We start from the raw sequence: 22,843 nt of genomic DNA, 5'->3' as shown, positions 1-22,843 counted from the left end.
GCCTCGCTCCCCGACCGGCGTCAGTCGAACGCCTCGTCGTCGTTGGCTTGGTGGCCGTCCGCGACGGACCCGCGGTAGACGCCCGGTTCGACGAACGCGTCGCTCGTCAGGCGACGGTTCCGGTCGACGATCCAACCCCACTCGGCGAGACCGGACCTGACCTGAGCGGGGTCGAACCCCAGCACCTCGCCGACGGCGACGAGTTCCCGGGGCGCCCGGAGCTGCAGGTGACTCCGCGGGTCGGCGCTGACGACGTACGGCGCGTCGCAGGCCTCGACGATCTCCCGGAGCTTCCGGAGCCCGCGGATAGCCTGAACGCGCTGTCCGCCGTCGGCCCGCAACACGCGCCCGAGGGAAAATTCGAAGCGGACGCCGTTGTCGGCGGCCGCGTTCGCGAGGACGTGGTTCACGTCGCCGTCCCCGGCCATCGGGTGGGCCAGCACGTCGACGGCGGGCTGTTCGACGGCGAAGCGGTTGATCGCCGCCGATCCGCCGTCAACCGCGACGATAGTCTTCGACCGGCGGTGGTTGCCGACGAACCCGCTCGCCCGGGAGGGGTCTTCGGCCCGGATCTCGACGCCTTCGACGACGTCGATACCGTATCGGTCCCCGATCTCCTCGGTGTCGAACTCGGCGGGGGCGCCGCCGTGATTGCGGACGACGACCCCGTCGAAGCCGTACTCGGCGGCGGTCGACGCGTGGCGGGCGACCGTCGCCTCGCCGTCTGGGTGGGCGTGGACGGCCTCGAAGCGTCGGTCTCGGTCCCGATCTCGGTCCGGGTCCGTGTCGGTCATGGCGCGCTCAGAGCGCCTCGAAGACCTCGCGGGCGTTCTCGACGGCCGCGGGCTTGTTCGCGGGGTAGGCCTCGACCTTCGAACGGAAGGTGATCCCGTCGCCGCGCTCGATCTCGTCGGAGAAGGCCGCCTGCTTGTCCAGGGTCAGGTAGAAGGCGCAGTTGTCGTCGACCCGCTCGTCGAGTTCGGAGACGACGGCGTCGATGTCGTCGAGTTCGCCGAGTCTGTCGAGGACGTGGCGGATCTCGTCGGCGCGCTCGACGCGCGCCGAGAGGACGACGATGCGGTCGCCGTGGTGGCCCTCCGAGGTCGCGCGTTCGATCTCGAACTCCTCGGGGAGGAACGCGCGCAGCGCCGACTCGACGCGCTCCTCGTCCTCTGTGACATAACAGAACGCGCGCAGGTCGACGTAGTGCAGCGGGACGGAGGCCATCGGGTGGGGTTACTCCTCGGCGGCTTCGAGCTGGTCCTCGGAGACGCCGGCTTCCTGGCCGTCCTCGAAGGAGACGGTGTAGTTCTCGTCGCCGAACATCGTCTCGACGACCTGCGTAATCGTGCCCTCTTCGCCGTCGTACTCGCTGTGCTCGTCGCGGAGGATGACGTGGTCGTCCTCTTCGAATGCCATGGGCGGCGGTACTCGACGGCCCGTCAAAAAGGGATTGATCCGTCTCACTCGCGGCCGCTCGCCGCCCCGCCCGAATCCGGGTTGCCACCGTCCGTAGCCACCGGCCGACCGTCAGCCCCCGCCGACTCCTCGTCCGTTCCGGCGGTCGTTCGCTCGCCCGCGACGACGGCGTCGAACAGCGTCCGCAGCGTCGCCAGCGTCGCCTCGTCGTGGGCGCCGGGGTCGACGGAGACGTACGCGGTCGCGCCGGCCGAGCGGAGCTGTGCGACCAGCGCGTGCAGGAAGCGGAACGCCCGTTCGAGGTCGGCGTACTGCAGCAGCGTCGAAAGCGAGTCCAGACAGACGACCGGCCGCTCGTCGTCGTCGCGGGCGCGCAGCCACTCGCCGACGGCGATGCCGACGCCCGTGAGGTCGGTCGGGTCCGGGACCTCGCGGACCGGAAGCCGGTCGCGAGTCCGTCCGGGCTCGGCCACGGGCCCGACGGCGACGGCCGCGGCCGAGCCGATCCGGTCACGCTGCGTCCGGAGCGCCGTCGTCCACGCTCGCACGTCGTGGCGATACAGTATCCCGAGGACGCTCCGCTCCCCGTCGCCGCCCAGCGCGCGGGCGAGCTGGCCCGCCGCGTCCGCCCTGAACGCCGGTTCGCACACGAGCGCGACGGCCCCGTCGATATCCGTCGTCGCATCGTCCGGACCGCCGTGGCTCGCACGTTCACCCTCGTTCGCCCGCATGACACCCTCGGTCATCGATATCTGATCTCTCGACAGGGCCCATAAGCACCCGTCAGACAGTCGGCAGACGCCGTCGGCGTACGCAAGTGCAACGTAACGTCAGGGAGTCGGCCCGGAGGTCGAAAGCTTATGCCGGAGACTCGCGAATGGGGGGCCATGACCGAGCGAACGCGCGCTGGCCGGCGGTGGCGTTTGCCGGGCGAACCGCGCCCGTCGAGCAGACTGGACCGACCGACACGGGTGCGATGACCGCCGTCGACAACCTCTGGTTCCTCGCCACCGAGGCCCGTCAGGCGGCCGAACAGGTGTACCACCGCTTCGCGGACCGCTACGACGACTTCGTCGAGTTCCGGACCACCCGGACGGTCTCCCGCGACCGCTTCCGGACCGTCGCCGAGCGCATCGAGGCCCAGGGGCTCCCCTACGGAGCCCACACCCTCGCCTATCGGCCAACCGGCGAACTCCTGCTCGTCGAGCAGGCCGCTATCAACACCTGGGTCCTGCCCGGCGGCGAGGTCGAACCCGACGAGTCCGTCCGCGAGGGCGCCCGACGCGAACTCGGCGAGGAGGCCGGGATCGACGTGACCTACGACGGCCTGGGGGTCCTCGGCGAGGTCCGCTTCCGCAGCGACGGCCACGAGACCTGGGGCGTCCTCCCCATCTTCGAAGGCGAGGCCGACTCGACCGATCTGGCGGTGTGCGATCCCGACGGCGAGATCACCGACGCTCGCTGGTTCGACGAGTTGCCGGAGAACACTCGCGACCGGTCGGTCCTGCAAGAGTGGCGCAAGAAACGGTTCGGCGAGTAAGCGGTTGCGGCGGAGCGGGTACGATTGGCGCGCGCTGTCGAGCGTGCCCGCCGCTTGGCGGGCCGCTCGAACTAGTTGCGCGAGGTCTTCGCGAACCCTGTGAGCGAAGGCTTGTTAGAGCTTGCTCTGTCAGTGGATGAGAAGCGCAGCCTGCGAGCATCGCAAGAGGCTGGGGAGGTCTGTGGCCGTCTGCGGTGCTGTGCGGGGCAGTTACTGCTGCGGTGCTGTCCCTGGCGTCCTCGTGAGTAGCGAGGGAGCGAAGCTCCCTCGGACCGTTCGCGCGGTGCGAGGCGCGCAGCGCCTCGAAGCGAACGGCTGTGCCGTGAGCGGGCGGTGCCGAGAGCGCGGATATCCCGCTTGGTTCGAGAGAGCAAAGCTCTCTCGTCACTGAACGGGAGCTTCGCTCCCGCGAGGTCAGCAAGAGCGGGGCTCTTGCCCGATCCCGAAAATCTCCGATTTTCAGAGACAGCGACCGCGAGCGCCTCGACATGCGAACGGGGAGTGCAACGACCCGTGAGCGAGCGCGTCGAGGGCTTTCACCGCCTGCCGTCGAATGCAGTAGCGACTCCAGCTAGCGAGCGGGTCGAGCGGTTTTCGACGCCTGGTGTCGAGTGCGGTCGCGTTCACGCACCGCCGTTCTACACGACGGACGCCTCCGAATGCACGGGTCACGGCGTAGACGCGAGCCCGACTGGTCGCTACTCGGGCCCGAACTGCTCGCCCTCGCGGGCGTCGGCCTGCAGCCGCCGGACCGTGGCCCTGGCGTTGCTGGCGTCGTAGCCGAACACCACCGACTCGGCGTACTCGTCGGCGACCTCCGTCGCGTGGATCAGGTCGTCGATGTCGACGTCGACCGCGTAGAGTTCGATCGAGAACGGCGCGTCGAGTTCGTCGACGAACCCCTTCGCGAGGATCTCCAGCCAGTAGGTCGTCGAGTAGGCCATGTCGTACAGCGGGACGACGAACTCGTCGACGTACTCCGAAAGCGCCGCCACGTCCAGGCCCGCGCGGTCGTAGATGTGGCCCGGATACGGGTCGGGATACAGCGTGAGATACAGGTCGCCGGGCACCCGCTCGCGGGCCTCGGCGACGAACTCGGTGATGACGCTCGTCCGCCAGGCCCGCCAGTCGTCGAACTCGCTGGCTTCGAAGGTCGCCTCGCAACGGTCGCAGTGGCAGTACTCCTCGCGTGGGAAGCCCACGTCGTCGAGGCGCACGTCCTCGTTGACGGCGGCGGCGTCCTCGATTATCTCCAGGAGGCCCTCGCGATAGCGCTCGTGGGTGGGACAGACGTACGCCCAGTCGAAGTAGGGGCGGTCCCGCGTGGCGGGTTCGCCCGCGTCGCTCTCGGGGACCAGGTCGGGGTTGTCCGCGGCGGCCTTGTTGTCCCCGAAACAGGAGATCATGTTGACGCCGTTCTCGACGGGCTCGGCCGCGCGGCCGGTCACGTCCTTGACTTCGTAGAAGGCGCGGTCGAACTCCGCCCACTCGAGTTCGGGCTCGTTGCGCGTGACGACGCCGTACATACCCGTGGGTACGGGGCGCGCGGTGTAAGTCGTTCGAAAAGGCGGTCGGAGAGCGATGCCTCACCGGCGCTGGTGCGCCCGGAATTCCCCCCTACTCGGCGAGCGCCGTCTTGTAGACGACGGCGACCGCGACCAGAGCGACCAGCACGAACAGTGATTTCTTCGACATCGAACGCACGTACGTGGCAACCGGTTAAAGTGTTTCTGGTGCGAAACGACCGGCCGCTCAGTCGTCGTCGCTCGCCACTTCGTTGTGCGTGTCGGGGTCGGCCTCCGAGATATCGCGCATGGCGCCCTCCATGTCGCCCTCCCAGACGAACGAGAAGTCCTCCGTCCCGTCCACCGACGGCCCGTGCGTCCACGGCGCCTCGTACTCGTCGCCGTCGCGGGTCGTCGACATGAACGAGTAGTCGAACTCGTCGGGCATCTCCTCCTCGGGGAAGGTGTTGGGGATCGGGAGGTGGTCGAAGGGATCCTCGGGGTCGCCCAGCGAGTGCAGCGCCTTCAGCCACTGGTTCTGGTGCATCGCGTCGCGGGCGACCAGATACGAGAGCATGTCCTTCATCCCTGGGTCGTCGGTCATCTCCCACAGCCGCGCCGCCAGCAGGCGACCGGTCGACTCGGCCATGACGTTGGCGTACATGTCCGCGGCGAGGTTGCCGCTGGCGACCACGTAGCTCGCGTCGAACGGGTTGCCGTTCGCGTCGATCGGCATCGCGTTCATCCCCGCCGAGAGGTACTGCCGGGGCAACATCCCGGACATCGCCGCGTTGACGGCGCGGTCCGAGCTCATCTCTTCGCGGAGTTCGGTCGGCGCGCCTTCGAGGTTCTTCGCGACGGCGGTCGCGAGCATCTCGATGTGACCGATCTCCTCGACGGCCGTCTCCATCAGGAGTTTGCGGTACTCGGCGTGTTCGTCCGGGACGCCGAACGCCTGGAACATGTACTGCAGGCAGACGCGCATCTCGCCCTCGACGCCGCCGATGGCCTCCTGCAGCATCTTGGCGAACGCGGGGTCGGGTTCATCGACTTCGACCGGGTACTGGAGCTTGTCGTCGTGGTAGTACATTGGACTCCCCAGCGGGAGAACGGCCGGGTTTTCAATAGGTGAGCCGCCTTCGCCAGCAAGCACCACCAGTGACGGGAATCACAACAGAGGGGGAGCCGGCGCGCACTCAGGCCACGTCGATCTGCTCGGGGATGGAGTCGCGGACGATGGTGTCGCAGTAGGTGCAGCGGATGCCGTCGTCGAGCACGTCGAAGCGGGACTCGACGGGCTCGTCCTCGGTCGTGATGCAGTGGCGGTTGGGACAGGAGAGGACGCCGACGACCTCCTCCGGGCGCTCGACGCGGTGTTTCTTCACCACGTCGAACTCCTGGACGATGTTGATCGACGCGGCGGGGGCGATCAGCGAGAGTACGTCGACCTCGTCCTGGCTCAGTTCGCGGCCCTCGACCTTGACGATGTCCTTGCTGCCGAGGCGGTCGCTGGGGACGCGCATCCCGACGCTGACGGTCTCGCCGCTGTCGGCGTCGATGCCGAGGATGGCCAGCACGTTCAGCGCCTGGCCGGCCGTGATGTGGTCGACGACGGTGCCGTTGCGGATCTTGGAGACGCGGAGTTCGCGGTCGCTCATTGCTCACCTCCGAGGACAAGGTCCAGAAGCGCCATCCTGACGGGGACGCCGTTGTGGGCCTGTTGGAAGTAGTGGGCGTAGTCGGTGTCGTCGATCTCGTGGGCGATCTCGTCGACGCGGGGCAGCGGGTGCATGACCGTCAGGTCGTCTCGGGCCGCCTCCAGCGTCTCGGTGTCGATCTGGTACTCGCCGGCGATCGCTCGGTACTCGCTCTCGTCGGGGAACCGCTCGGCCTGGATCCGCGTGACGTACAGCACGTCGAGTTCCGAGAGCACCGGGTCCAGTTCCGTGTGCTCTCGGATCGACGCGCCCTCCTCGTGGAGGTCGTAGCGGACGCTCCGGGGGAGCTTGAGGCTCTCCGGGCTGATGAAGTGCTGGTCGGCGTCGAAGTTCGTCAGCGCGTGGGCCAGCGAGTGGACGGTGCGGCCGTACTTCAGGTCGCCCATGATCCCGATCGTCAGGTCGTCGAAGCCCGCCGACTCGCGGATGGTGTACAGATCCAGCAGGGTCTGGGTGGGGTGCTGGCCGGCGCCGTCGCCGGCGTTGATCAGCGGCACGTCGACGAACTCGCTGGCCATCTGGGCCGACCCCTCGCTGGGGTGGCGCAGGACGAGCGCGTCGGCGTACCCCTCGACCACCCGGACCGTGTCGGCGAGGCTCTCGCCTTTCTTGACGCTCGAGGACTCGACGGTGCCCATGTCCACCACGTCGCCGCCCAGCCGCTTTGCCGCCGCAGTGAAGCTCATCTTCGTCCGCGTACTCGGCTCGAAAAAACAGAGCCCGAGCAGGGCGTTCTCGTGGCGGTCGGCGAACGACTCCGGGTCGGCCGCCGCCTCGGCCGCCCGGTCGAGCACCGCCTCGATGTCCGCCCGCGAGAGTTGTTTCGCACTGATAATGTGGTCGTGACGCATCGAATAGAGTCCCGCCCTCGACTGTCTTGAAACTCCCGACACGGGGTCGATCGCTCCGAAGGTTCAAGTACGAGAGCCCGGCCACGCCGTCCCATGCTCGCGATTGCCGGCGGGAAGGGTGGCTGTGGGAAGACGACGACTGCGCTGGGCCTGGCGGCAGCGCTCGCGCGTGACGGCGGGCGGCCGCTCGTCGTCGACGCCGACTGCGACATGCCCAACCTGCACACGATGGCCGACACGGACCGCTCGCCGGGCGTCGACGCCGTCGCCGACGGCGATTCGATCGCCGCGTCGACCCACCGGAGTACCGTCGTCCCAGGCGTCGACGTGCTCCCGGCCGGGGGCGCGTCGGGGCCGCTCGACCGGACGGCGCTCCGTCGACTCCGGCGCGCTCGCCAGCGGGTGATCCTGGACTGTCCCGCGGGCGCGACGGACGCCGCCGCCGCGCCGCTCCGTCACGCCGACGGGGCGCTCGTCGTCTCGACCGACCGGTCGGCGAGCCTCGACGACGCCGCCAAGACCGCGCGGATGGCCGAGACGCTGGGCGCCCGAGTCGTCGGGAGCGTCCTCACGCGGACCGACGGTTCCCCGTCCGGCGTCTCCGCTCGTGAGGGGGGTCCCGTTCGCGCGCTCGAACCGGTGTTGGCGACGATCCCGGAGATAGCGGGGGACGTGCTGGGTGACCGGGTCGGACGCGCGTCGTACGATCGGCTCGCAACGGCGCTCGCGAGGCGGAATATTTAATCTTGTGGGATCAGAACCATCCAGTGGAATGGTTAACCGGCTACACACGGGCATCGATGTCCTCGACCGGAAGCTCGGGGGTGGGATCCCGGAAGGGAGCATCGTCGCTCTCAGCGCCCAGCCGGCCAGCCAGGCGGAGCTGTTCCTTTACGAGTTGACCGCGACCCGCGGCACGCTGTACCTTTCGCTCGACCGTACCGCTCAGTCGGTCACGGCCAGTATCGAGCAGTCACCCGCCAGCACCGGCGACCCCACGGTCCGCCACATCTCGGGCGAGGCGCCGCTGGACAACGCGAGCAAGCTCGTCAGCGCGCTCCCCGAGACCTCGAATCTCATCGTCGACCCGCTCGACGTGCTCGAAGCCCAGGAACCGCCGTCGCGGTACCGCTCGTTTCTGAACGACCTGCAGAACCACATCGTCAACACGGGCAGTCTCGCCATCGTCCACTGCCTCGACGGCCGCAGCGTCCCGCCGTTGCGAGACACCACGGAGCACTTCGCCGACGTGATCTTCCAGCTGGAGACGACGATCACCTCCGACGAGGTGGAGAACCGCCTCGCGATCCCCAAGTTCCGCGGCGGCCGCGCCCCGACCGACATCATCAAACTCGATCTGGTCGAGCAGGTGTCGATCGACACGAGCCGCGATATCGCCTGAGGGTCCCGGTCCGGCTTCTCCCGGAGAGTCTCCGCTCACCGTCGAGTTCACGGCTCCAGATCCACGCCGTCACCGGCGGGGACGTGGTCGACCGCGAGCGCCGCGAGCAGGCCGACGACCGCGGCGAGCAGGGCGACGACGGAGACGAGCGGCACCGACGAGGGACCGATCGCGTACAGTCCGACCGCGGCGACGACGGCGACGAGGCCGACCGAGAGCGAGCCGACAAGATGGGTCGCCGACACGCCGACCGTCACCGCCCCCCGGCCCACGTCGGCGCCGAGTCCGACCGCGTGCTCGGCGGCGTCCCAGGCGACCACGACGCCGGCGAGGGCGACCAGCAGCGATACCCGACCGGTCCCGGAGAGGAATCCCCGCAGCGCGACTGCGCCGACGAGCAGTGCGGTGGCGAGACCCACCAGCCGTCCGGCCCACGAGCGCCGCAGCGGGACGAGCGCGGCGGCGAGGACGCCCGGTCCGACCGTCCCGAACACGAGCGACACCCGCGTGACCCAGCCGGCGGGGTAGACGGTCGCGAGCCCGACCGCGACGAGCACCGTCGCGAGCCCGGCGGTCAGCGCGAGCAAACCGACGACGCGGCGACCGCGGAACCGCAGATAACCACCGAGGAGGAGCGTCCCGGCTCCGGTCCCGGCGACGGCGACGACGGCGAGTCCGAGCGGGTCGGTCGCGAGCAGTGCCATCGCGCCGACCGCAGCGACCACTGCGACCGCGCTCCCCGGGAACGCCGGGCCGGTATCGGGCGAGCGGTCACCGTCCATCTCGGCGGACACCCCCCTCCCTCCGGGACCACCGCACGGGGTCACCGGGCCGCCAATCGCCGACCGGGACCCCCGTCGACCGCAGCGTCTCGATCCGGTTGCGACGTTCGACGCCGGCTAGCTCGGCACCCAGCGATTCGTCGCTCGTCACGTCCGGACTGAGCGTCGCGACGCCGCGTCCCCGTTCGGCAGCGCGGCGCACGGCGTCGACGCCGAATTCGTCGAGCAGCGGCGTCACAATCACGACCTCGGCGGCCCCGCTCGTCCGTTCCAGCACCTCGTCGACCTGCGCCGCGAACCCGTTCGCCGAACTCGACGAAGCCGCCGGTCCGCCAACGCCACCGGCCGCCGTGGTGGGTTCCGTACCTGCGTTTTCCCTGTCGAACGCGGTCGTCGACTCCTCGGGCGGAGCGGTCAACAACGCGGTGACTCGTTGGTGGTGGTAGCGACCGTCGCCGGGGGCAACCAACTCGAAGCGAGGGCCGAGGCGGGCGACGCCGACGCGTGCCCCGCGGTCGAGGAACGTCGTCGCGAGAGCGGCCGCCGCGGCGCCACCGGCGGTCACGGCGTCCGCCTCGCCGTCACCGGCCCGACGGACCGACCGCGGTCGCGCGTCGAGGCAGACGACGACCGACCGCCGACGGTCCGGCCGGAACTCGACGGTCGTCAGCGCGCCGGTGCGGGCGTAGCGCCGCCAGTCGATCCGGTCGGCGGGGTCGCCCGGTCGGTACTCGCGAGTGCGGTGGAACTCGACGCCCGACCCGCCGGTGTCGACGGCGGTCCGCCCCGTCGCGCGCAGCGTCTCCCGGGGCGACGGGACCCCATCGACCGGGACCGAACACTCCAGCGTCGACACGGCCGGGGCGTCGTTGGGCTCGTCGGTCCTGCCGGCTCCGCCGGGTCCGCCGGTCTCGTTCGTCCTGTCGTTCCGGTCTGAGCCGGTCCCGGCCTGGAGTTCGGTTTCGACGCGGACGGCACCGCTGCGGTCGTAGCAGGTCACCGTCGCCGGTTCGAACCGATGCGTTCCGGGACTGGCTTCGACGGTGTATCCGACGGTCGCGGATTCGCCCGGCGCGAGTGCGTCGGCGCGCCGCGGGGTTCCCCCGGTGACGGCCAGCGTCGGCGGCACACCGTCGACGAACCGAACGTCCGGGACGGTCTGCGAGCCCGTGTTCGTCACCGTCGCCGTGACGGTCACCGTCTCGCCGTGCGCGGGCGAGGCGTCGTCGACCGCTCGCACGAGTGTGAGGCTGGGGGCCAGTTCGGCCGTCACGAGCGGATAGGCCGTGTAGGCGAGGCCGACGACGGCCGCGAGAAGCAGCGACGGGCGCCCGAAGTAGACGCCGACTGACCCGACCCCGAGGGTGACCGCCACAGCGGTCAGCCACCGACCCGTCCGTTCGCGACTCGGGAGCGTGTCGCCGGAGTCGTCGCAGTCCGCGTCGCCGTCGGTCACGAATCCGGCCTCCCGTCGGCCGCGACGACGGCGCGAGCGGCCCGCCGTGCCTGGTACCGGAACGCGAGTCGCGTCGAGACCCGCCGCCCGAGGCGGACCCGACGGGGCGCAGACTGGTCCCCGAGGAACGCGGCGGCGGCGGCGTCGTCGGTCCAGTCGCCGCGCGCGACGAGGCGCTCCGCTCGCTCCCGGGAGACCGACCGCCGACGGGCGACCGTTCGAACGGCGGTCTCTCGGAGCCGGTCGCGCGTCCGTCGTCGCTCCGCGTCCGTTCGAGGGGCCGAGGAGAACGGACGTCCAAATCGCTCGTCGAAGTCGATACCGGACCGGGAGACGGGCGCGGACGCTTCCGCCGTCTCAGCCGACAGGGTCGACGAACTGCCGAGCAGCAACCGGTGGTTCACGACGAGCGCGAGCGCGCAGACGGCGACCGTCGCGAACCCGGCGACGACGGCCGAATCACTCCACGGGAGGCGCACGGATCCGAGCGGGACGACGCCCACGTTCACCGCCCCGGCGAGGGCGAGTGCGACCGCCAGCGCTACCGCGCCGACGGCGGTCGTCGCCGCGCGAAACCGGCTCCTCCACTCCGTCATCCGGGCTCGCCCCCGCTGTCGTCCGCCAGTGCGCGTCGCGCCCGTCGGACCGCGGCCCGCCGGGTCTCATCCGGGGAGTCACCGCTGTACCTGGCCGCTCGGAACGACTCCGTGAGCGTCTCGACGGCGTCGGGGTCCAGTCCCGCCTCGACCGCGCTTCGGCGGACCTCCGCGGGCGTGCGGGCGACCGGGTCGGTCGCGTCGGCCCGCTCGACGAGGTCGACCCAGGCGCGTTCGACCACTTCGTCGGGGTCTCCCTGGGGCCACTTTCGCGCAGATCGATCCCCTTCATCGTCGCTCGAAGGGTCGCCCGCTCGCCGACGACCGGCCAGGACACCGATGCCGCCGGCTCGCCGAGACGCGAGCGCCGCGAGCGTCAGGACCGCCGCTGCGCCGACGAGCGCGAGCCGATATCGGTAGGCCGCGCCCAGCGCCGCGAGCAGCATCCGGAACACGGACGAGCCGCCGAAGCCGCTGGCGGGTAACTCGGACGAGATCCCGAACATCGAGAGCAACGCCCGGAGGAACGCCAGAAGCAACGCCAGCAGGGACGTCCCGCCGGCGGTCGAGCCCCCGGGGTCGGACGCGACGGGCGTCGAGAGCGACGCGTCGAGCGACGACGCCGCGCTGGCGAGCGCGACCGCACAGAGCGCGGCGGCCGTCGCTACGAGCGCGCGCTTCGGGACCGTGAGGCCTCGGTGTTGCATTGGCTGGAGGGATCCGCGGGTTGGGTGGGGGCGGCGATACGCTCGGACGGACGGTCGCGAGACTCGTGAGCGAGGTGTCGGCGGCCGGGCAAAAAAACGTCGGGTCCGCGGACGGAGGGGCCCAGCCCATAGATTGAAACCGTTCTGTCACGTTGGCCCGGCAATGCCTCCGAACCGATACCAACCGTTCGTTCAGCTGGTCCACAACAGGGCGGGCGACGCCTTCCGGGGCGCGGTCCGGTACGACAACGACGGCTGGGAAGCGCTGTATCTCCGCGACGACGTGACGACCGAGGAGCTGAAATCCGCGCTCCCGGCTATCGCGGACCGGGCACGGGCCAGCGAGTCGATCGTCCCTGCGGAGCGGTACGACCGACTCGGCGACCGACAAGCGACCGTCGAACTGCACGACCGCGCCGCCGTCCTCCACTTCCGGGAGTCCGAGGGCAGCGGTATCGTCGTCTCGCTCGACCGGGACGTGGCGCAGGGGCTCGGACAGTTCGTCAACAGTTGCAACGCGGTGCTGGACGGGCGACGGCCGAGCGACGACGGCTGACCGGCGAGCCGTCGGCAGAGCGCCGTCGCTGACGGGTCGGCGAGAGCGGAGAGAGGGCGCTTACTCCTCGGCGCCTTCGAGTTCGTCGACGATTTCCTCGGCGTCGATGTCCTCGTCTTCGAGGGCCTCTTCGAGTTCGGCACCGCCGCCGCCCATGCCGCCCATCATGCCGCCCATGCCGCCCATCATGCCCATGCCGCCGCCGAGCTCCTCCTGGACGATGATGCGGTCGATGTCGAGCAGGTCGGTGAGCTGCTGGGCGATCTGCTGTTTGCCCATCATCCACTGCTGGTTCATGGTGAGCTGCGGGGTCGCCTCGATGTACAGCGTCTCCTTCTCGACCTCGACGGTCTCGTACTCGGGTTCGCTCTCCTCGTCGTCCTCGTCGTCTTCGTCGGACTCGACGAGCTGCTCCTCCTCGACGGTGTCCGTCTCGAACCAGACTTCGAGGTCCATGTCGAGGAAGACGTTCAGCAGCGCGCTGGCGCGCTCCTCGCGGTCGGTGACCTCGGAGAGGACCTCCCAGTCGTACTCGACGTCCTCGCCGGCCAGCGGGTGGTTGAAGTCGACGCGGGCGCGGCCGCCGATGATCGTGTTGATGTGACCGTGCTCGCCGTCGATGTCGACGTGTGCGCCGGGGTAGCGGTCGTCCTCGGGGATGCGGTCGGCGCTGATGGTGCGGACCTCCTCGTCGTCGAACTCGCCGAACGCGTCGGCGGCGGCGACGGTCACGGTACCGTTGTCGCCGACCTCGCTGCCGACGATGTCTTCCTCGACGGCGTCGAAGACGTGGCCCTCACCGAGGACGATCGTGCGCGGCGCGAACTCCTGATCCTCGCCGACGCCCTCCTCCTCGGCGATCTCGGGGTCGGTCGTGTCGACTAGGTCGCCGCCCTCGACGGTGCGGGCGGTGTAGTCCAGTTCGATGAAGTCGCCGTGCTGGAGTCCCTCGGCTTCGGCCTGTTCCTCGGTCTCGTCGGCTGCGTCCTGCGCTGTCTCCTCGGACTCGGACTCGTTGCTCATACCGGCATGACTCGCGTTGCACTCTTAAGAACAACGTTTCGGGGCTATCGCATCGGAGCCGGTGGCCCGACGGGCCCGGCGGCGAGGCCGACCGTCAGACCGATTCACTCGGTCCGGTGGCGAGCCGTCCCTCGACGAAGGCGGCGAAATCGTCGGTGAACGCCTCGACCTCCGCCCAGTCGGTGTACTCGTAGTCGCGGGCGGTGTCGGTGTCGCCGGTCGCCTCGCGCGCGATCCGCTTCATCAGCAGCCGCTTGAGGAAGCCGTACTTCGAGTAGCGGAGCGCGCCGCCGAAGCGAGCGATGCGGTCGGGCTGGTATCCCGTGTCTTCGAGGAACTCCTCGACGTAGCGGGCGGCCTCCGCGCGTCGCTCGGGGTCGTCGCCGACCGAGGACAGCGAGACCTGGAAGAAGGCGGTCGGCAGCGCCGCCAGCGCGCCGGCGTTGGCGTCGACGAACGAGCGGACCGACGCCTGGTGTTTCCCGACGTGGATGGACGAGCCGACCACGACCGCGTCGAAGTCGGCCAGCGAGTAATCGGTCTCCAGCGCGCCCGCGTCGACGGCGGTCGCGTCGTGACCGCGGCCGCGCAGGCGGGCGGCGATCCGGTCGGCGATCTTGGCGGTCTGTCCCTCGCTCGACCCGTAGAGGACCAGGAACGAACCCATGGCCGTTCGACGCCCGGCCGGGACAAAACGCTCGCGACGCTTCGACGCGGTAAGGTCGCGTTTGTCGTCGGTAAGGCTCGCCGACCGTACTCGGGCGCGCGGACTCCCGCTCCACGCTCGGCCGCTGGAGTGAGACGAACCGGCGGGTTTGAAGCCCACTGTGTCCCTGCTTGCGGGTATGGAGGAGTTGATCGCCGACGCCCTCGTTGCCTACGAGAACACACAGGGACTCGACCCCGACCGCCTCGCCGAGTTCGGGCGAGCCTACCGGGAACAGGGCCACCTCACGCGCGACCAGCTCTACGAGATCGCCTACGAGAGCTCCACCCGGAGCGCCTACCACGTCGAATCGAACCCGCCCGAGCGGTGTCGGGAGGTGACCGGGAACGTCCGCCTCGTCGACGGTGACTTCTCGAAGGTCCAGCTGCTGACCGGCCTCTCGGGGTTCAAGGCCCCGACGGCTTCCTGCGTCCTGACCGCGCTGGACCCCGAGCGCCACGCCGTCGTCGACACCCGCGTGTGGGCGTCGCTCGCCCGCCTCGGCTACCTCGACGGGCGCAAGGAGTCGTTCGACGCCGCCGACTACGTGACGATGATCGAGCCGATACGGGAGATCGCCGGCGAGACCGGCTACTCGGTGGACGACGTGGGGTACGCGCTGTTCGCCTACGACGTGGAGGAGCGCGAGGGGACGCTGCACTGACCGGCGGTCGACCGATACGTCGCGGCCGACCGATCAGTCCGTGGGGTCGAACAGCGACGTCTCGACGGTGTAGTCCCAGGGTCGGTCGGTCGAGTCGGGGTCGTACGATATCGAGACCGCGAGGCCGACGGTCTCCGTCGTCGGCTCGGTCCGAGCGAGGGTGAAGTCGGTGTCGTAGACCTTCGTCGCGGCGGTGCCGTTCTCCAGCCGGACGACCACGTCTCGGACGACCAGCATGTCGCCACCGTCGAAGCGACCGGGTGCTTCGAACGTGCCGAGCGACCGCTCGCCGTCACCGGGTACGAACGTGACGGCGGACGCGCTCCCCGCGTCCCAGCACGCGCCCGCCGGAGTCGGAAGCGGCGTCGGGGTCGGATCGTACCGGTTGTCCATGGGCGGGGCCACCCCGGCGCACGAGTCGATGTCGTCCGGGCGCTCCGAGAAGTAGACGCCTCCGAATTCGAGGGTGACGTTCGCGACGTGGTCCGGGAGCGAGTCCATCCGGATCACATACTCGACAGAGACGTTGCCTCGCGGGACGGTCGCCGTCGCCGACGCGGTCTCGGTCGCCGACTGCGTCCCAGTCGGCCCCGTCGGCGTCGGCGTTCGGGTAGCATCCGGGGTCGGACTCGGAGACGCCGTCGGTGACACGGCGGGCGTCCCCGAGGGAGTGTCGGCCTCGACCGCAGGTGTCGGGGTGGCCGGCCCACCGACGCACCCAGCGACGGCGAGACAGCCGAGCAGCGCGAGAGCGAAGCTGATTCTCATGTGCCGCGGGTGTCATGAAGGCGACAAGTGCTTTCCGGTAGGCAGCGGGTGGGCCGCCGGGAACCGATCACCGAGTCTCGATCCGCGACCGGAACTCGGGGACCCCACCGACGCCCAGATCGACCGCGAACAGCGCGCCCGCCCCGTCGCCCTCCTCCTCGCGGGTACTCGCGGGGCCCTCGCCGGGACCGAGCGCGGTCGTCACGTACGCGGTGTCGTAGTCGGGGCCGCCGAAGGTGACCGCAGACACCTTCTTCGCCGGGAACTCGACTCGCTGGCGTTCCGTCCCCTCTGGGTCGTAGCTGGCGATCCGCCCGCCGTCCCAGAAGGCCGCCCAGACGTGGCCCTCGGCGTCGACGGTCATCCCGTCCGGGTGGCCCGTCAGGTCGCTCGCGTCGAGGAAGGGCTCACGGTCGGAGAGGTCGCCCGTCGCCTGGTCGTAGCGATAGCGGGAGATCCGCCCGGCCTCGGTCTCGGTGAAGTAGACGTGCCGGCGGTCCGGGGTGAACCCCAGCCCGTTCGAGAGCCGGGCGTCTTCGACGGCGACCGACAGCGAACCGTCGGTGTCCAGCCGGTAGAGGGTGCCCGGCTCGCCGTCGGGCGTCGGCATCGTCCCGCAGAAGACGCGGCCGCGGGGGTCGGCGATCACGTCGTTGAACCGCGAGTTGCCCTCGCCGTCGATCGACTCGACGACCGGGTCGCCGAGCCCATCGTCCCGGTTCCAGGGTTGGATCCGCCCCCCGTCGCAAAACAACAGCAGGTCGCCCGAGTCCTGGATCGTGAACCCGCCGACGGCGCCCTCGGCGTCGAGGACGCGCTCGTGGCTCCCGTCTGCGGGGTCGTAGCGGTAGAGGTCGGCCTCTGGGATATCGAGGAAGTAGACGACCCCCTCGTCGGGATGGTAGAGCGGTCCCTCGCCGGTGTGACAGTGCGTGTCTGCGACGCGGCGCGGTTCGGGTCGGTCCGTCGGGTCCGCCACGGTTCACGCACCCCCCTCGGCCGATTCGAGCAGGCCGCGCATGTAGCCGACGGCGAACAGCCGGCCCTTGGTGTGGTAGCCGGGGTTGGAGTTGTCCTCGCCGGCCATCGTGGGGACGTGGTCGGGGCGCATCGGGCCGTCGAAGCCGGCGTCGACGAACGCGTCCATCGCCGCCTGCATGTCGGTCGGCCCGTCGTCGTGCCAGGTCTCGACGAAGCGGTCGGCGTCGCCCTCGACGTCGCGGAAGTGCGCGAAGTTGATCTTCTCGCCGAAGTGCCGGATCGTCCCGGGGATGTCCACGCCCATCGCGGCGAAGTTGCCCTGGCAGAACGTGACGCCGTTGGACTCCGAATCGTAGATGTCGAGTATTCGGTCGTAGTTGTCGACGCTGTTCGCGATGCGGGGGATATCGCCGACCGACTCGCGCGGTGGGTCGTCGGGATGGAGCCCGAGCTTGACCCCCGCCTCCTCGGCGACGGGGACGACCTCGTTCAGGAAGTACTCGATGGCCTCCCACACCTGCTCGCGGGTCACGTCGGCGGCCTCGGCGCCGGGACCGGTGCCCATCTTCGCGTTGTCGTACCCCGTCGTGAGCGACCCGCCCCGTGATTCGAGGTGGGCCTCGGTGCGCGCCCAGCGGACCCCGGCCATCCAGTCGTAGCAGACGACGGGGATGCCCAGGTCGCCGCAGTCCCGGAGGAACTGTTTGAACTCCGCGATGTCCTCGTCGCGGCCCTCCCGGCCGAGTCGGATGCGGTCGCTGATCGGGACGCTCCCCTCCAGCACGCCGAACGCCAGACCGGCGTCTTCGAGCCAGTTTTTCGTCCCGAGCAGGTCGTCGTACGACCAGTGTGTCTTGCCGTCGCCGACCTCCAGCGGGTGGATGACGGCCTGCTCGACGCCCATCTGCTTGGCGAGCTGCCAGCGTTCGTCGGGCTGGCGGGGTACCACGAGCGATAGCTGAACCATACTCGTCCGTTGGACGCCTCCGCATAATCGGCGTTCCGGTCGCGGAAGCGAGCGGGGTGGCGCGGTCCGTCGAACCGTCGGCCGATCACCGGGGACGGTCCCGGTCAGTCCGAGTTGTCGCCGGAGCCGCAGATGTTCCCGGTCGCCCACACTTCGTTGTCCTCGGTGATCTCGATGCCGATCCCGAGCCGGTTGGCGTTCGGATACTCCAGCACGTCGGCGTACACCGGGTTCTCCGTCCAGTCCTCGAAGATGTCGCGCGCGACCGCGGTCTCGTTCTCGTGGTAGACCGTCTCGCCGTCCTCCTGGTAGTTGCGCCCGACGTAGCTCTGGGCGATCACCTGGAACTGGTAGTTGTTCGGCGAGACGATGAACTGTTTGCCCTGCCGCTTGAACGTGCAGGTCTCCTTGAGCTCGAACGCCTCGTAACGCTGGGGCACCGAGAGCCCGTGCGTCTCGTAGACGAGTTCCCCGCGCTCGGCCATCGCGACGCTGTGGTTCAGCGACATCTCGTTGATCCGCTTGACGAGCGTGCCGTTGTCGTTCGTGTAGGGGTCCTGTTCGTTGGCTCGCCGCCAGTCGTTTATCATCCGACGGAGTTCGAGTTCGACTCGCCGCTCCTCGAACTTGCGAGGCAGGATCGGCGTCCGCGTCGGGACCGCCGTCGGCGTCGGCGTGACCGTCGGCGTTCCCGTGGCGGTCACAGTCGGTGTCGCGACCGACGTGGGCGTCAGCGTCGGGAACGCCGTCGCCGTCCCGTTCGCGGTTGCGTTCGTCGCAGTCCCGTTCCCGGCAGTCGTCGCGCTCGGCGTCGGCGTGTCAGCGGATCCACCGTCACTGCCGTCGTCTGCGTCCTCGGCGTCGTCTGGGGTCGGCGTGTCGCCACCGCCGCCACCGCCGAGGACCATCGCACCCGCGATCCCCCCGATGACGAGCACCGCGACAACGGCGATGGCGCCCGCGACGACCACCTTCCGATCGACCATACCGTTCGGTGCCCGAGTCGAGACTTAAATCTTCTCAATACTCTACAGACCACTGATACGTCACTCCTCACCCGAGCCGGTCGAGCAGCCGGTCGATCCGCGTCGCCGCTTCGTCGATAGCGGCCTCGTCGGTGGCGTAGGAGAGCCGGACGTAGTCGCTCGCCCGTTCGCCGAAGTCGGCGCCGGGCGTGACGGCGACGCCGGCCTCCTCCAGAAACAGGTCCGCCACGTCGACGCTCGACCCCGGGAGGCCGCTCACGTCCGCGAGGACGTAGTACGCTCCCTCGGGCGCGTAGTCGGGGTCGAGCCCCCAGTCGGCGACCGCGTCGAGCAACCGGTCGCGGCGGCGCCGGTAGGTGTCGCGCACGTCGGCGAGCCACGACTCGTCGGTCGCCAGGGCGGCCACACCCGCGTCCTGCACGAAGTTCGGGGCGGAGATGAGGACGTGCTGGGCGAGCCGGTTGACGGCCTCGGCGTACCCCGGCGGGGCGACGACCCAGCCGAGCCGCCAGCCCGTCATCCCGTAGCGCTTCGAGAAGCCGTCCAGCACGAACGCCTCGTCGGTGAACTCCAGCATCGTGCGTTCGGCGGCGCCGTAGGAGAGGCCGTGGTAGATCTCGTCGGACACCACCGTCGCGTCGGCGGCGTCCGCGACCGACGCGACGGCACCGAGCGTCTCCCCGTCGAGGACGGCCCCGGTCGGGTTGGCGGGGGAGTTGACTACCAGGGCGCTCGTGTCGGGACCCACGGTCCGGTCGTACTCGGCGGCTCGCGGCCGGAACCCTTCGCTCGCGCGGAGCGGGACCGTGCGGACGACGCCGTTCAGGAAGCGGACGAACTTCGGGTAGGAGGCGTAGTGGGGGTCGGTGAGCACGACCTCGTCGCCGGGGTCGACCAGCGTCGCGAGCGCGAGCAACAGCCCCGGCGAGGAGCCGGGCGTGACGACGATCCGGTCGGGGTCGACGGCGACGCCGTAGTCGCGGTCGTAGCGGGCGGCGATCGCTCGCCGAAGCTCGGGCTTGCCGCGGGCGACCGTGTAGCCGGTATTGCCGCCGCGCAGCGAGTCGACGGCCGCGTCGAACACCGCTTCGGGCGGGTCGAAGTCCGGTTCCCCGACCTCCAGGTGGACTACGTCCTCGCGTTCGTTTGCCCGTTCGAGCACGTCCATGGCGAGAAACGAGTCCACCGACCGGGCGCGTTCGGAGACCATACGCGGTGGCTACGGCGGACACCGCGTTAAAGCGTCCGGCCGCACGGGCCGTCCGGTCAAGCGCGCATCGCGGGCGTGCGCTCGTCGACCGGGTCGGTCTCGTCGACGAACTCCTTGACGATCTTCTCCTCGGCGCGGTGGAGCGTCTCGCTGCAGGTCGACTTGGCGATGTCGGACTCCTCGGCCAACTCGGTGAGCGTACACTCCCGCGGCGTGTCGTAGTATCCCTCCTCCACCGCGGTCTGGACGAGTCGAAGCTGTTTGGGCGTGAGCAGCTGCTCGGTCTCCATCTCCTGGCGGACGGCCATGACCTCGAACTCGATGCCGAACTGCCGGAGCTGGTCGCCCAGCGTGGAGAGCCGGTCCCGCGGCGCCGTGACCTCCCACTCGACGCTGCCGTCGACGACTGAGAAGGGGAGTTCCAGCGGCGTCCCGGCGTTGCGAACCGGTAGCAGGAGGACCGGGTTGGAGGTCTCGAACTGTACCAGCGCCGTCTCAGCCGTCCGCTGGAGGAAGTCCGTGTTCGTCACAGCCTCGTAGTCGTCCATCGCCAGCACGACCTCCTTGACGGCCTCGGCGGCGATCTCCGCCAGCGCGACGCCCCCCTCCTCCTTCGGGAAGACCGTCAGGATCTCGAACTGTGCGTCCGGGTACTCGCGCGACAACTCGCCGATCCACACCGAGTCCGGCACGGTGATCTCCAGGTTGGCCCGCGGCATGTGTGACCCTTACGCGGCGCGAGGACTATCAGTGTTCCCGAACATGTTCGCCCCTTCTGGTCCGGACCCACCCGGCGAACCGAACGGCGTTCGGGACTGCGGACGGGACAACCGGCGGAGGCTTCCCGCTCCGGTAGGGGTTTGAGGATCGTCGCGGTACTCCGTCGCATGCGACTCGGAGGCCCGGTCTTCGCGGACTACGACGGCCCGGCGGAGTGGATCGCGGCGCTGGACGACCTGGGCTACGGGGCGGCGTACTGCCCCGTCGACCCGGACGCCGACCCGGAGACCGTCCGCGCCTACCGCGAGGCGGCCGCCGACGCGGACGTGACCATCGCCGAGGTCGGCGCCTGGGGCGTGAATCCGGTCGGCCCAGACCCGGACGAGCGCGAGGCGGCGATCGCCCACTGCGCTCGCCACCTCGAACTCGCCGACGCCGTGGGCGCCAACTGCGCGGTCAACGTCGCCGGCTCCCGCGGGGACTCGTGGGCCGGGCCACACCCCGACAACTTCGACGCGGCCACCTTCGATCTGGTCGTCGACTCCGTCAGCGAGATAATCGACCGCGCGGATCCAGACTCCGCGAGCTACACCCTCGAAGCGATGCCCGCGATGGTACCGGACTCCGTCGAGAGCTACCGCCGCCTGCTGGACGCGGTCGACCGCGACGCCTTCGCCGTCCACTTCGACCCGGTGAACCTCGTCGCCTCTCCCCGCAGGTACGCCGACACCGCGGCCCTGATCGAGCGGTTCGTCGAGGCGTTCGGCGACCTGATCCAGTGTGTCCACCTGAAGGACGTAGCGATGGGCGACGACCCGCTCGTCCACCTCTCGGAGGTGGCGCCCGGCGAGGGGGACCTCGACTACCGAGCGCTCCTCGAAGCGCTCGACGGCCTCGACGACGACCTCCCGGTCATGCTGGAACACCTCGACAGCGCCCAAGCGTACGACCGGGCGGCCGACCACGTCCGGAGCGTGGCCGACGAGGTCGGCGTCTCGGTCTGAAACCGGCCACCGCGCTCGTCGCCGCGACTCACCGGGTCATCGTCGCCCACTGCTCGCGAGGGATGCGACGGTCGAGCGACTCCCCGTCCGTCCAGCGCTCGACGGCGTCGGCGGTGACCCGCGGACTCTCCCAGCCGGTCACCAGCGCGTCGACGTCGCCGACGCGGTCGACGAGGTCTGCTTCCGAGAGCGGCGCGTCGGCCACTCGACGGTTCCGAGCGATTCGAGCCGGGCCCGGTGGGCGGACGGGAAGAACGACTCGCGGAGGTCGCCGGGAGCGAACGCGACGAGGATGCGCATGCCACCGATGGCGCCACCCAGGAAGAAAAATCGACCGGCAGCCGCCGACTCGCGGACAGCCCGAGCGGCCAGGGTTGGGGCGAGGCCATCACCCGCCGTCGTCCGCGGGCTGGAACGCCCGCTCGCCGGCGTCGTTGAGTAGCTCCCAGTACCGCAGGACCGTCGCCGCGTGGCCCTCGTCGGGACCTGCGCGTCGGACGGTCGTCTTGTAGGCTTCGTGGACCGCCCCGTTGATCGGGAGTGCGGTCCCGGTCTCCCGGGCCACCTCGCGGGCGTACCCGATGTCCTTGTGCCAGATCGCGAGGCCGCCGAGTCCCTCGATGCCCTGGGCGAACTCCCTGTCGAGGAGCCGCTCGGACACGTTCATCCCGAAGAACTCGCGCAGGTGGGCGGGGTCGACGCCGTTGTCCCGCGTGAACTCGACGATCTCGGAGTCCAGGGCGGTTCGACCCGCGTAGCGCATCTGCAGGGCGAGTTTGAGTATCGTGGCCTTCCCGGCCGGGCCGACGTGGAGGTGGTCGTCGCTCAGCACCTCGATCAGCTTCCGAGCGGACTCGTAAGCCTCGTCGGTCCCGCCGACCATCATGTGCGCGCCGTCACGGGGCGCAGCACGGGTGATCGGCGCCTCGACGAACGCGGCGCCCCGTTGCTCGCACCATCGCTCGCAGTCGCGGGAGGTCTCCGGGTGGGTCGTCGTCGCGTCGACGACCGTCTGGCCCGCCGACAGCGCGCCGAGGACGCCGTCGTCGGCTTCCATCACGGCTTCGACTTCCGGGGTTCCAGGGAGGGCCAGAACGACGAACTCCGAGCGACGCGTCGCGTCCGCGGGGCTCTCGGCGGCGGTCGCACCGCGCTCGGTCGCGGCTTCGACCTGCGATTCGTCCACGTCGTAGGCGACCGTGTCGTACTCGGTGTCGGCCAGCCGGTCGAGAAACGTCTTCCCGATGTACCCGACGCCGATGACTCCGACCATGGGCATGAC

The 22,843-nt window shown here is 69.9% G+C and carries 28 protein-coding genes; 6 read left to right on the top strand and 22 right to left on the bottom strand.

Translation table 11 applies throughout. The annotated features are described in order from the left end of the window. Nucleotides 1-20: 20 nt before the first annotated feature. Genes C475_RS12615 through C475_RS12600 form a run of 4 tightly spaced genes read right to left on the bottom strand, consistent with a single transcriptional unit; the run spans nucleotide 21 to nucleotide 2,165 of the window. Nucleotides 21-794: an RNase P subunit p30 family protein gene (locus C475_RS12615; protein WP_006884226.1), complete on the bottom strand. Its 774-nt coding sequence runs from the start codon at nucleotides 792-794 to the stop codon at nucleotides 21-23. Nucleotides 795-801: 7 nt separating this feature from the next. Next, nucleotides 802-1,227: an RNA-binding protein gene (locus tag C475_RS12610; RefSeq protein ID WP_006884225.1), complete on the bottom strand. Its 426-nt coding sequence runs from the start codon at nucleotides 1,225-1,227 to the stop codon at nucleotides 802-804. Nucleotides 1,228-1,236: 9 nt separating this feature from the next. Further along, entirely contained in the window at nucleotides 1,237-1,419 is a 183-nt protein-coding gene (locus C475_RS12605; RefSeq protein ID WP_006884224.1) for a hypothetical protein, read from the bottom strand. Nucleotides 1,420-1,463: 44 nt separating this feature from the next. Continuing rightward, nucleotides 1,464-2,165: a DUF7504 family protein gene (locus C475_RS12600; protein ID WP_006884223.1), complete on the bottom strand. Its 702-nt coding sequence runs from the start codon at nucleotides 2,163-2,165 to the stop codon at nucleotides 1,464-1,466. 230 nt (nucleotides 2,166-2,395) lie between these two features. On the opposite strand from C475_RS12600, the gene C475_RS12595 reads away from it, so the two are divergent. Further along, complete coding sequence (locus C475_RS12595; protein ID WP_006884222.1) at nucleotides 2,396-2,959, top strand: NUDIX hydrolase; 564 nt, start codon at nucleotides 2,396-2,398, stop codon at nucleotides 2,957-2,959. Between the two features lie 698 nt (nucleotides 2,960-3,657). On the opposite strand, the gene C475_RS12590 is transcribed toward C475_RS12595, so the two are convergent. The 4 genes from C475_RS12590 to pyrB form a co-directional block, all read right to left on the bottom strand. Continuing rightward, nucleotides 3,658-4,485: an alpha-amylase family protein gene (locus tag C475_RS12590; protein ID WP_006884221.1), complete on the bottom strand. Its 828-nt coding sequence runs from the start codon at nucleotides 4,483-4,485 to the stop codon at nucleotides 3,658-3,660. Nucleotides 4,486-4,711: 226 nt separating this feature from the next. Continuing rightward, nucleotides 4,712-5,554, bottom strand: a complete 843-nt coding sequence (locus tag C475_RS12585; protein WP_006884220.1) for a manganese catalase family protein — start codon at nucleotides 5,552-5,554, stop codon at nucleotides 4,712-4,714. Between the two features lie 106 nt (nucleotides 5,555-5,660). Then, nucleotides 5,661-6,122 (bottom strand): aspartate carbamoyltransferase regulatory subunit, encoded by a 462-nt coding sequence (gene pyrI / locus C475_RS12580; protein ID WP_006884219.1) that lies wholly within the window; start codon nucleotides 6,120-6,122, stop codon nucleotides 5,661-5,663. Next, nucleotides 6,119-7,033: an aspartate carbamoyltransferase gene (gene pyrB, locus C475_RS12575; RefSeq protein ID WP_006884218.1), complete on the bottom strand. Its 915-nt coding sequence runs from the start codon at nucleotides 7,031-7,033 to the stop codon at nucleotides 6,119-6,121. Before pyrB ends, pyrI begins: the two co-directional genes overlap by 4 nt. 93 nt (nucleotides 7,034-7,126) lie before the next feature. Between pyrB and C475_RS12570 the strand changes: the two genes are divergently transcribed. Both C475_RS12570 and C475_RS12565 read left to right on the top strand, forming a co-directional pair. Then, nucleotides 7,127-7,777, top strand: coding sequence for a MinD/ParA family ATP-binding protein (locus C475_RS12570; protein WP_006884217.1), 651 nt, complete (start codon nucleotides 7,127-7,129; stop codon nucleotides 7,775-7,777). A gap of 28 nt (nucleotides 7,778-7,805) precedes the next feature. After that, nucleotides 7,806-8,435, top strand: coding sequence for an RAD55 family ATPase (locus C475_RS12565; RefSeq protein ID WP_006884216.1), 630 nt, complete (start codon nucleotides 7,806-7,808; stop codon nucleotides 8,433-8,435). Between the two features lie 47 nt (nucleotides 8,436-8,482). Here the strand turns inward: C475_RS12565 and C475_RS12560 are convergent, their stop codons facing one another. From C475_RS12560 to C475_RS12545, 4 genes are read right to left on the bottom strand one after another with little or no spacing between them, the layout of a single operon-like run. Then, nucleotides 8,483-9,229, bottom strand: a complete 747-nt coding sequence (locus C475_RS12560; protein ID WP_006884215.1) for a DUF7519 family protein — start codon at nucleotides 9,227-9,229, stop codon at nucleotides 8,483-8,485. Next, nucleotides 9,207-10,673 (bottom strand): DUF58 domain-containing protein, encoded by a 1,467-nt coding sequence (locus C475_RS12555; protein ID WP_006884214.1) that lies wholly within the window; start codon nucleotides 10,671-10,673, stop codon nucleotides 9,207-9,209. The genes C475_RS12560 and C475_RS12555 overlap by 23 nt, the downstream gene beginning before the upstream one ends. Next, the gene (locus C475_RS12550) at nucleotides 10,670-11,269 is read right to left on the bottom strand and encodes a DUF7269 family protein (RefSeq protein ID WP_006884213.1); all 600 of its coding nucleotides are present in this window, start codon (nucleotides 11,267-11,269) and stop codon (nucleotides 10,670-10,672) included. Before C475_RS12550 ends, C475_RS12555 begins: the two co-directional genes overlap by 4 nt. Then, the gene (locus tag C475_RS12545; protein WP_006884212.1) at nucleotides 11,266-11,976 is read right to left on the bottom strand and encodes a DUF4129 domain-containing protein; all 711 of its coding nucleotides are present in this window, start codon (nucleotides 11,974-11,976) and stop codon (nucleotides 11,266-11,268) included. The genes C475_RS12550 and C475_RS12545 overlap by 4 nt, the downstream gene beginning before the upstream one ends. Before the next feature lie 163 nt (nucleotides 11,977-12,139). Between C475_RS12545 and C475_RS12540 the strand changes: the two genes are divergently transcribed. Beyond that, on the top strand, nucleotides 12,140-12,532 hold the full coding sequence (locus C475_RS12540) for a hypothetical protein (protein WP_006884211.1): 393 nt from the start codon (nucleotides 12,140-12,142) through the stop codon (nucleotides 12,530-12,532). Between the two features lie 60 nt (nucleotides 12,533-12,592). Here C475_RS12540 and C475_RS12535 read toward each other — a convergent pair whose 3' ends face one another. Together C475_RS12535 and C475_RS12530 are read right to left on the bottom strand one after the other, a co-directional pair. Beyond that, the gene (locus tag C475_RS12535; protein WP_006884210.1) at nucleotides 12,593-13,555 is read right to left on the bottom strand and encodes an FKBP-type peptidyl-prolyl cis-trans isomerase; all 963 of its coding nucleotides are present in this window, start codon (nucleotides 13,553-13,555) and stop codon (nucleotides 12,593-12,595) included. Between the two features lie 94 nt (nucleotides 13,556-13,649). Further along, nucleotides 13,650-14,222 (bottom strand): flavodoxin domain-containing protein, encoded by a 573-nt coding sequence (locus C475_RS12530; protein ID WP_006884209.1) that lies wholly within the window; start codon nucleotides 14,220-14,222, stop codon nucleotides 13,650-13,652. A 178-nt stretch (nucleotides 14,223-14,400) separates the two neighbouring features. Here C475_RS12530 and C475_RS12525 point away from each other — a divergent pair, with 178 nt between their 5' ends. Beyond that, nucleotides 14,401-14,925, top strand: a complete 525-nt coding sequence (locus C475_RS12525) for a hypothetical protein (RefSeq protein ID WP_006884208.1) — start codon at nucleotides 14,401-14,403, stop codon at nucleotides 14,923-14,925. Between the two features lie 33 nt (nucleotides 14,926-14,958). On the opposite strand, the gene C475_RS12520 is transcribed toward C475_RS12525, so the two are convergent. The 6 genes from C475_RS12520 to C475_RS12495 form a co-directional block, all read right to left on the bottom strand. Continuing rightward, nucleotides 14,959-15,693, bottom strand: a complete 735-nt coding sequence (locus tag C475_RS12520) for a hypothetical protein (protein WP_006884207.1) — start codon at nucleotides 15,691-15,693, stop codon at nucleotides 14,959-14,961. 67 nt (nucleotides 15,694-15,760) lie between these two features. Further along, nucleotides 15,761-16,672 carry an SMP-30/gluconolactonase/LRE family protein gene (locus C475_RS12515; protein WP_006884206.1) on the bottom strand — a complete coding sequence of 304 codons (912 nt, stop codon included), beginning with the start codon at nucleotides 16,670-16,672 and terminating at the stop codon, nucleotides 15,761-15,763. A 3-nt stretch (nucleotides 16,673-16,675) separates the two neighbouring features. Then, the gene (locus C475_RS12510) at nucleotides 16,676-17,641 is read right to left on the bottom strand and encodes a mannonate dehydratase (protein ID WP_006884205.1); all 966 of its coding nucleotides are present in this window, start codon (nucleotides 17,639-17,641) and stop codon (nucleotides 16,676-16,678) included. A gap of 104 nt (nucleotides 17,642-17,745) precedes the next feature. Then, nucleotides 17,746-18,627: a CAP domain-containing protein gene (locus C475_RS12505; RefSeq protein WP_006884204.1), complete on the bottom strand. Its 882-nt coding sequence runs from the start codon at nucleotides 18,625-18,627 to the stop codon at nucleotides 17,746-17,748. 67 nt (nucleotides 18,628-18,694) lie between these two features. After that, nucleotides 18,695-19,837 (bottom strand): pyridoxal phosphate-dependent aminotransferase, encoded by a 1,143-nt coding sequence (locus tag C475_RS12500; RefSeq protein WP_006884203.1) that lies wholly within the window; start codon nucleotides 19,835-19,837, stop codon nucleotides 18,695-18,697. Nucleotides 19,838-19,893: 56 nt separating this feature from the next. Further along, on the bottom strand, nucleotides 19,894-20,556 hold the full coding sequence (locus tag C475_RS12495; RefSeq protein WP_006884202.1) for a helix-turn-helix domain-containing protein: 663 nt from the start codon (nucleotides 20,554-20,556) through the stop codon (nucleotides 19,894-19,896). Between the two features lie 168 nt (nucleotides 20,557-20,724). Here C475_RS12495 and C475_RS12490 point away from each other — a divergent pair, with 168 nt between their 5' ends. Further along, nucleotides 20,725-21,561, top strand: coding sequence for a sugar phosphate isomerase/epimerase family protein (locus C475_RS12490; protein ID WP_006884201.1), 837 nt, complete (start codon nucleotides 20,725-20,727; stop codon nucleotides 21,559-21,561). A 28-nt stretch (nucleotides 21,562-21,589) separates the two neighbouring features. Here C475_RS12490 and C475_RS23890 read toward each other — a convergent pair whose 3' ends face one another. Both C475_RS23890 and C475_RS12485 read right to left on the bottom strand, forming a co-directional pair. Continuing rightward, nucleotides 21,590-21,766 (bottom strand): hypothetical protein, encoded by a 177-nt coding sequence (locus tag C475_RS23890; protein ID WP_161625195.1) that lies wholly within the window; start codon nucleotides 21,764-21,766, stop codon nucleotides 21,590-21,592. 183 nt (nucleotides 21,767-21,949) lie between these two features. Further along, a complete protein-coding gene (locus C475_RS12485) occupies nucleotides 21,950-22,840 on the bottom strand; it encodes an NAD(P)-dependent oxidoreductase (protein ID WP_152436406.1) in 891 nt (296 codons plus the stop codon). Nucleotides 22,841-22,843 lie beyond the last annotated feature (3 nt).

Origin of the sequence: Halosimplex carlsbadense 2-9-1, assembly GCF_000337455.1 — an archaeon.
Taxonomy (GTDB): Archaea; Halobacteriota; Halobacteria; order Halobacteriales; family Haloarculaceae; genus Halosimplex; species Halosimplex carlsbadense.
Note: the sequence above shows the minus strand (reverse complement) of the source record. Positions and strands in the feature narration are given on the sequence as shown.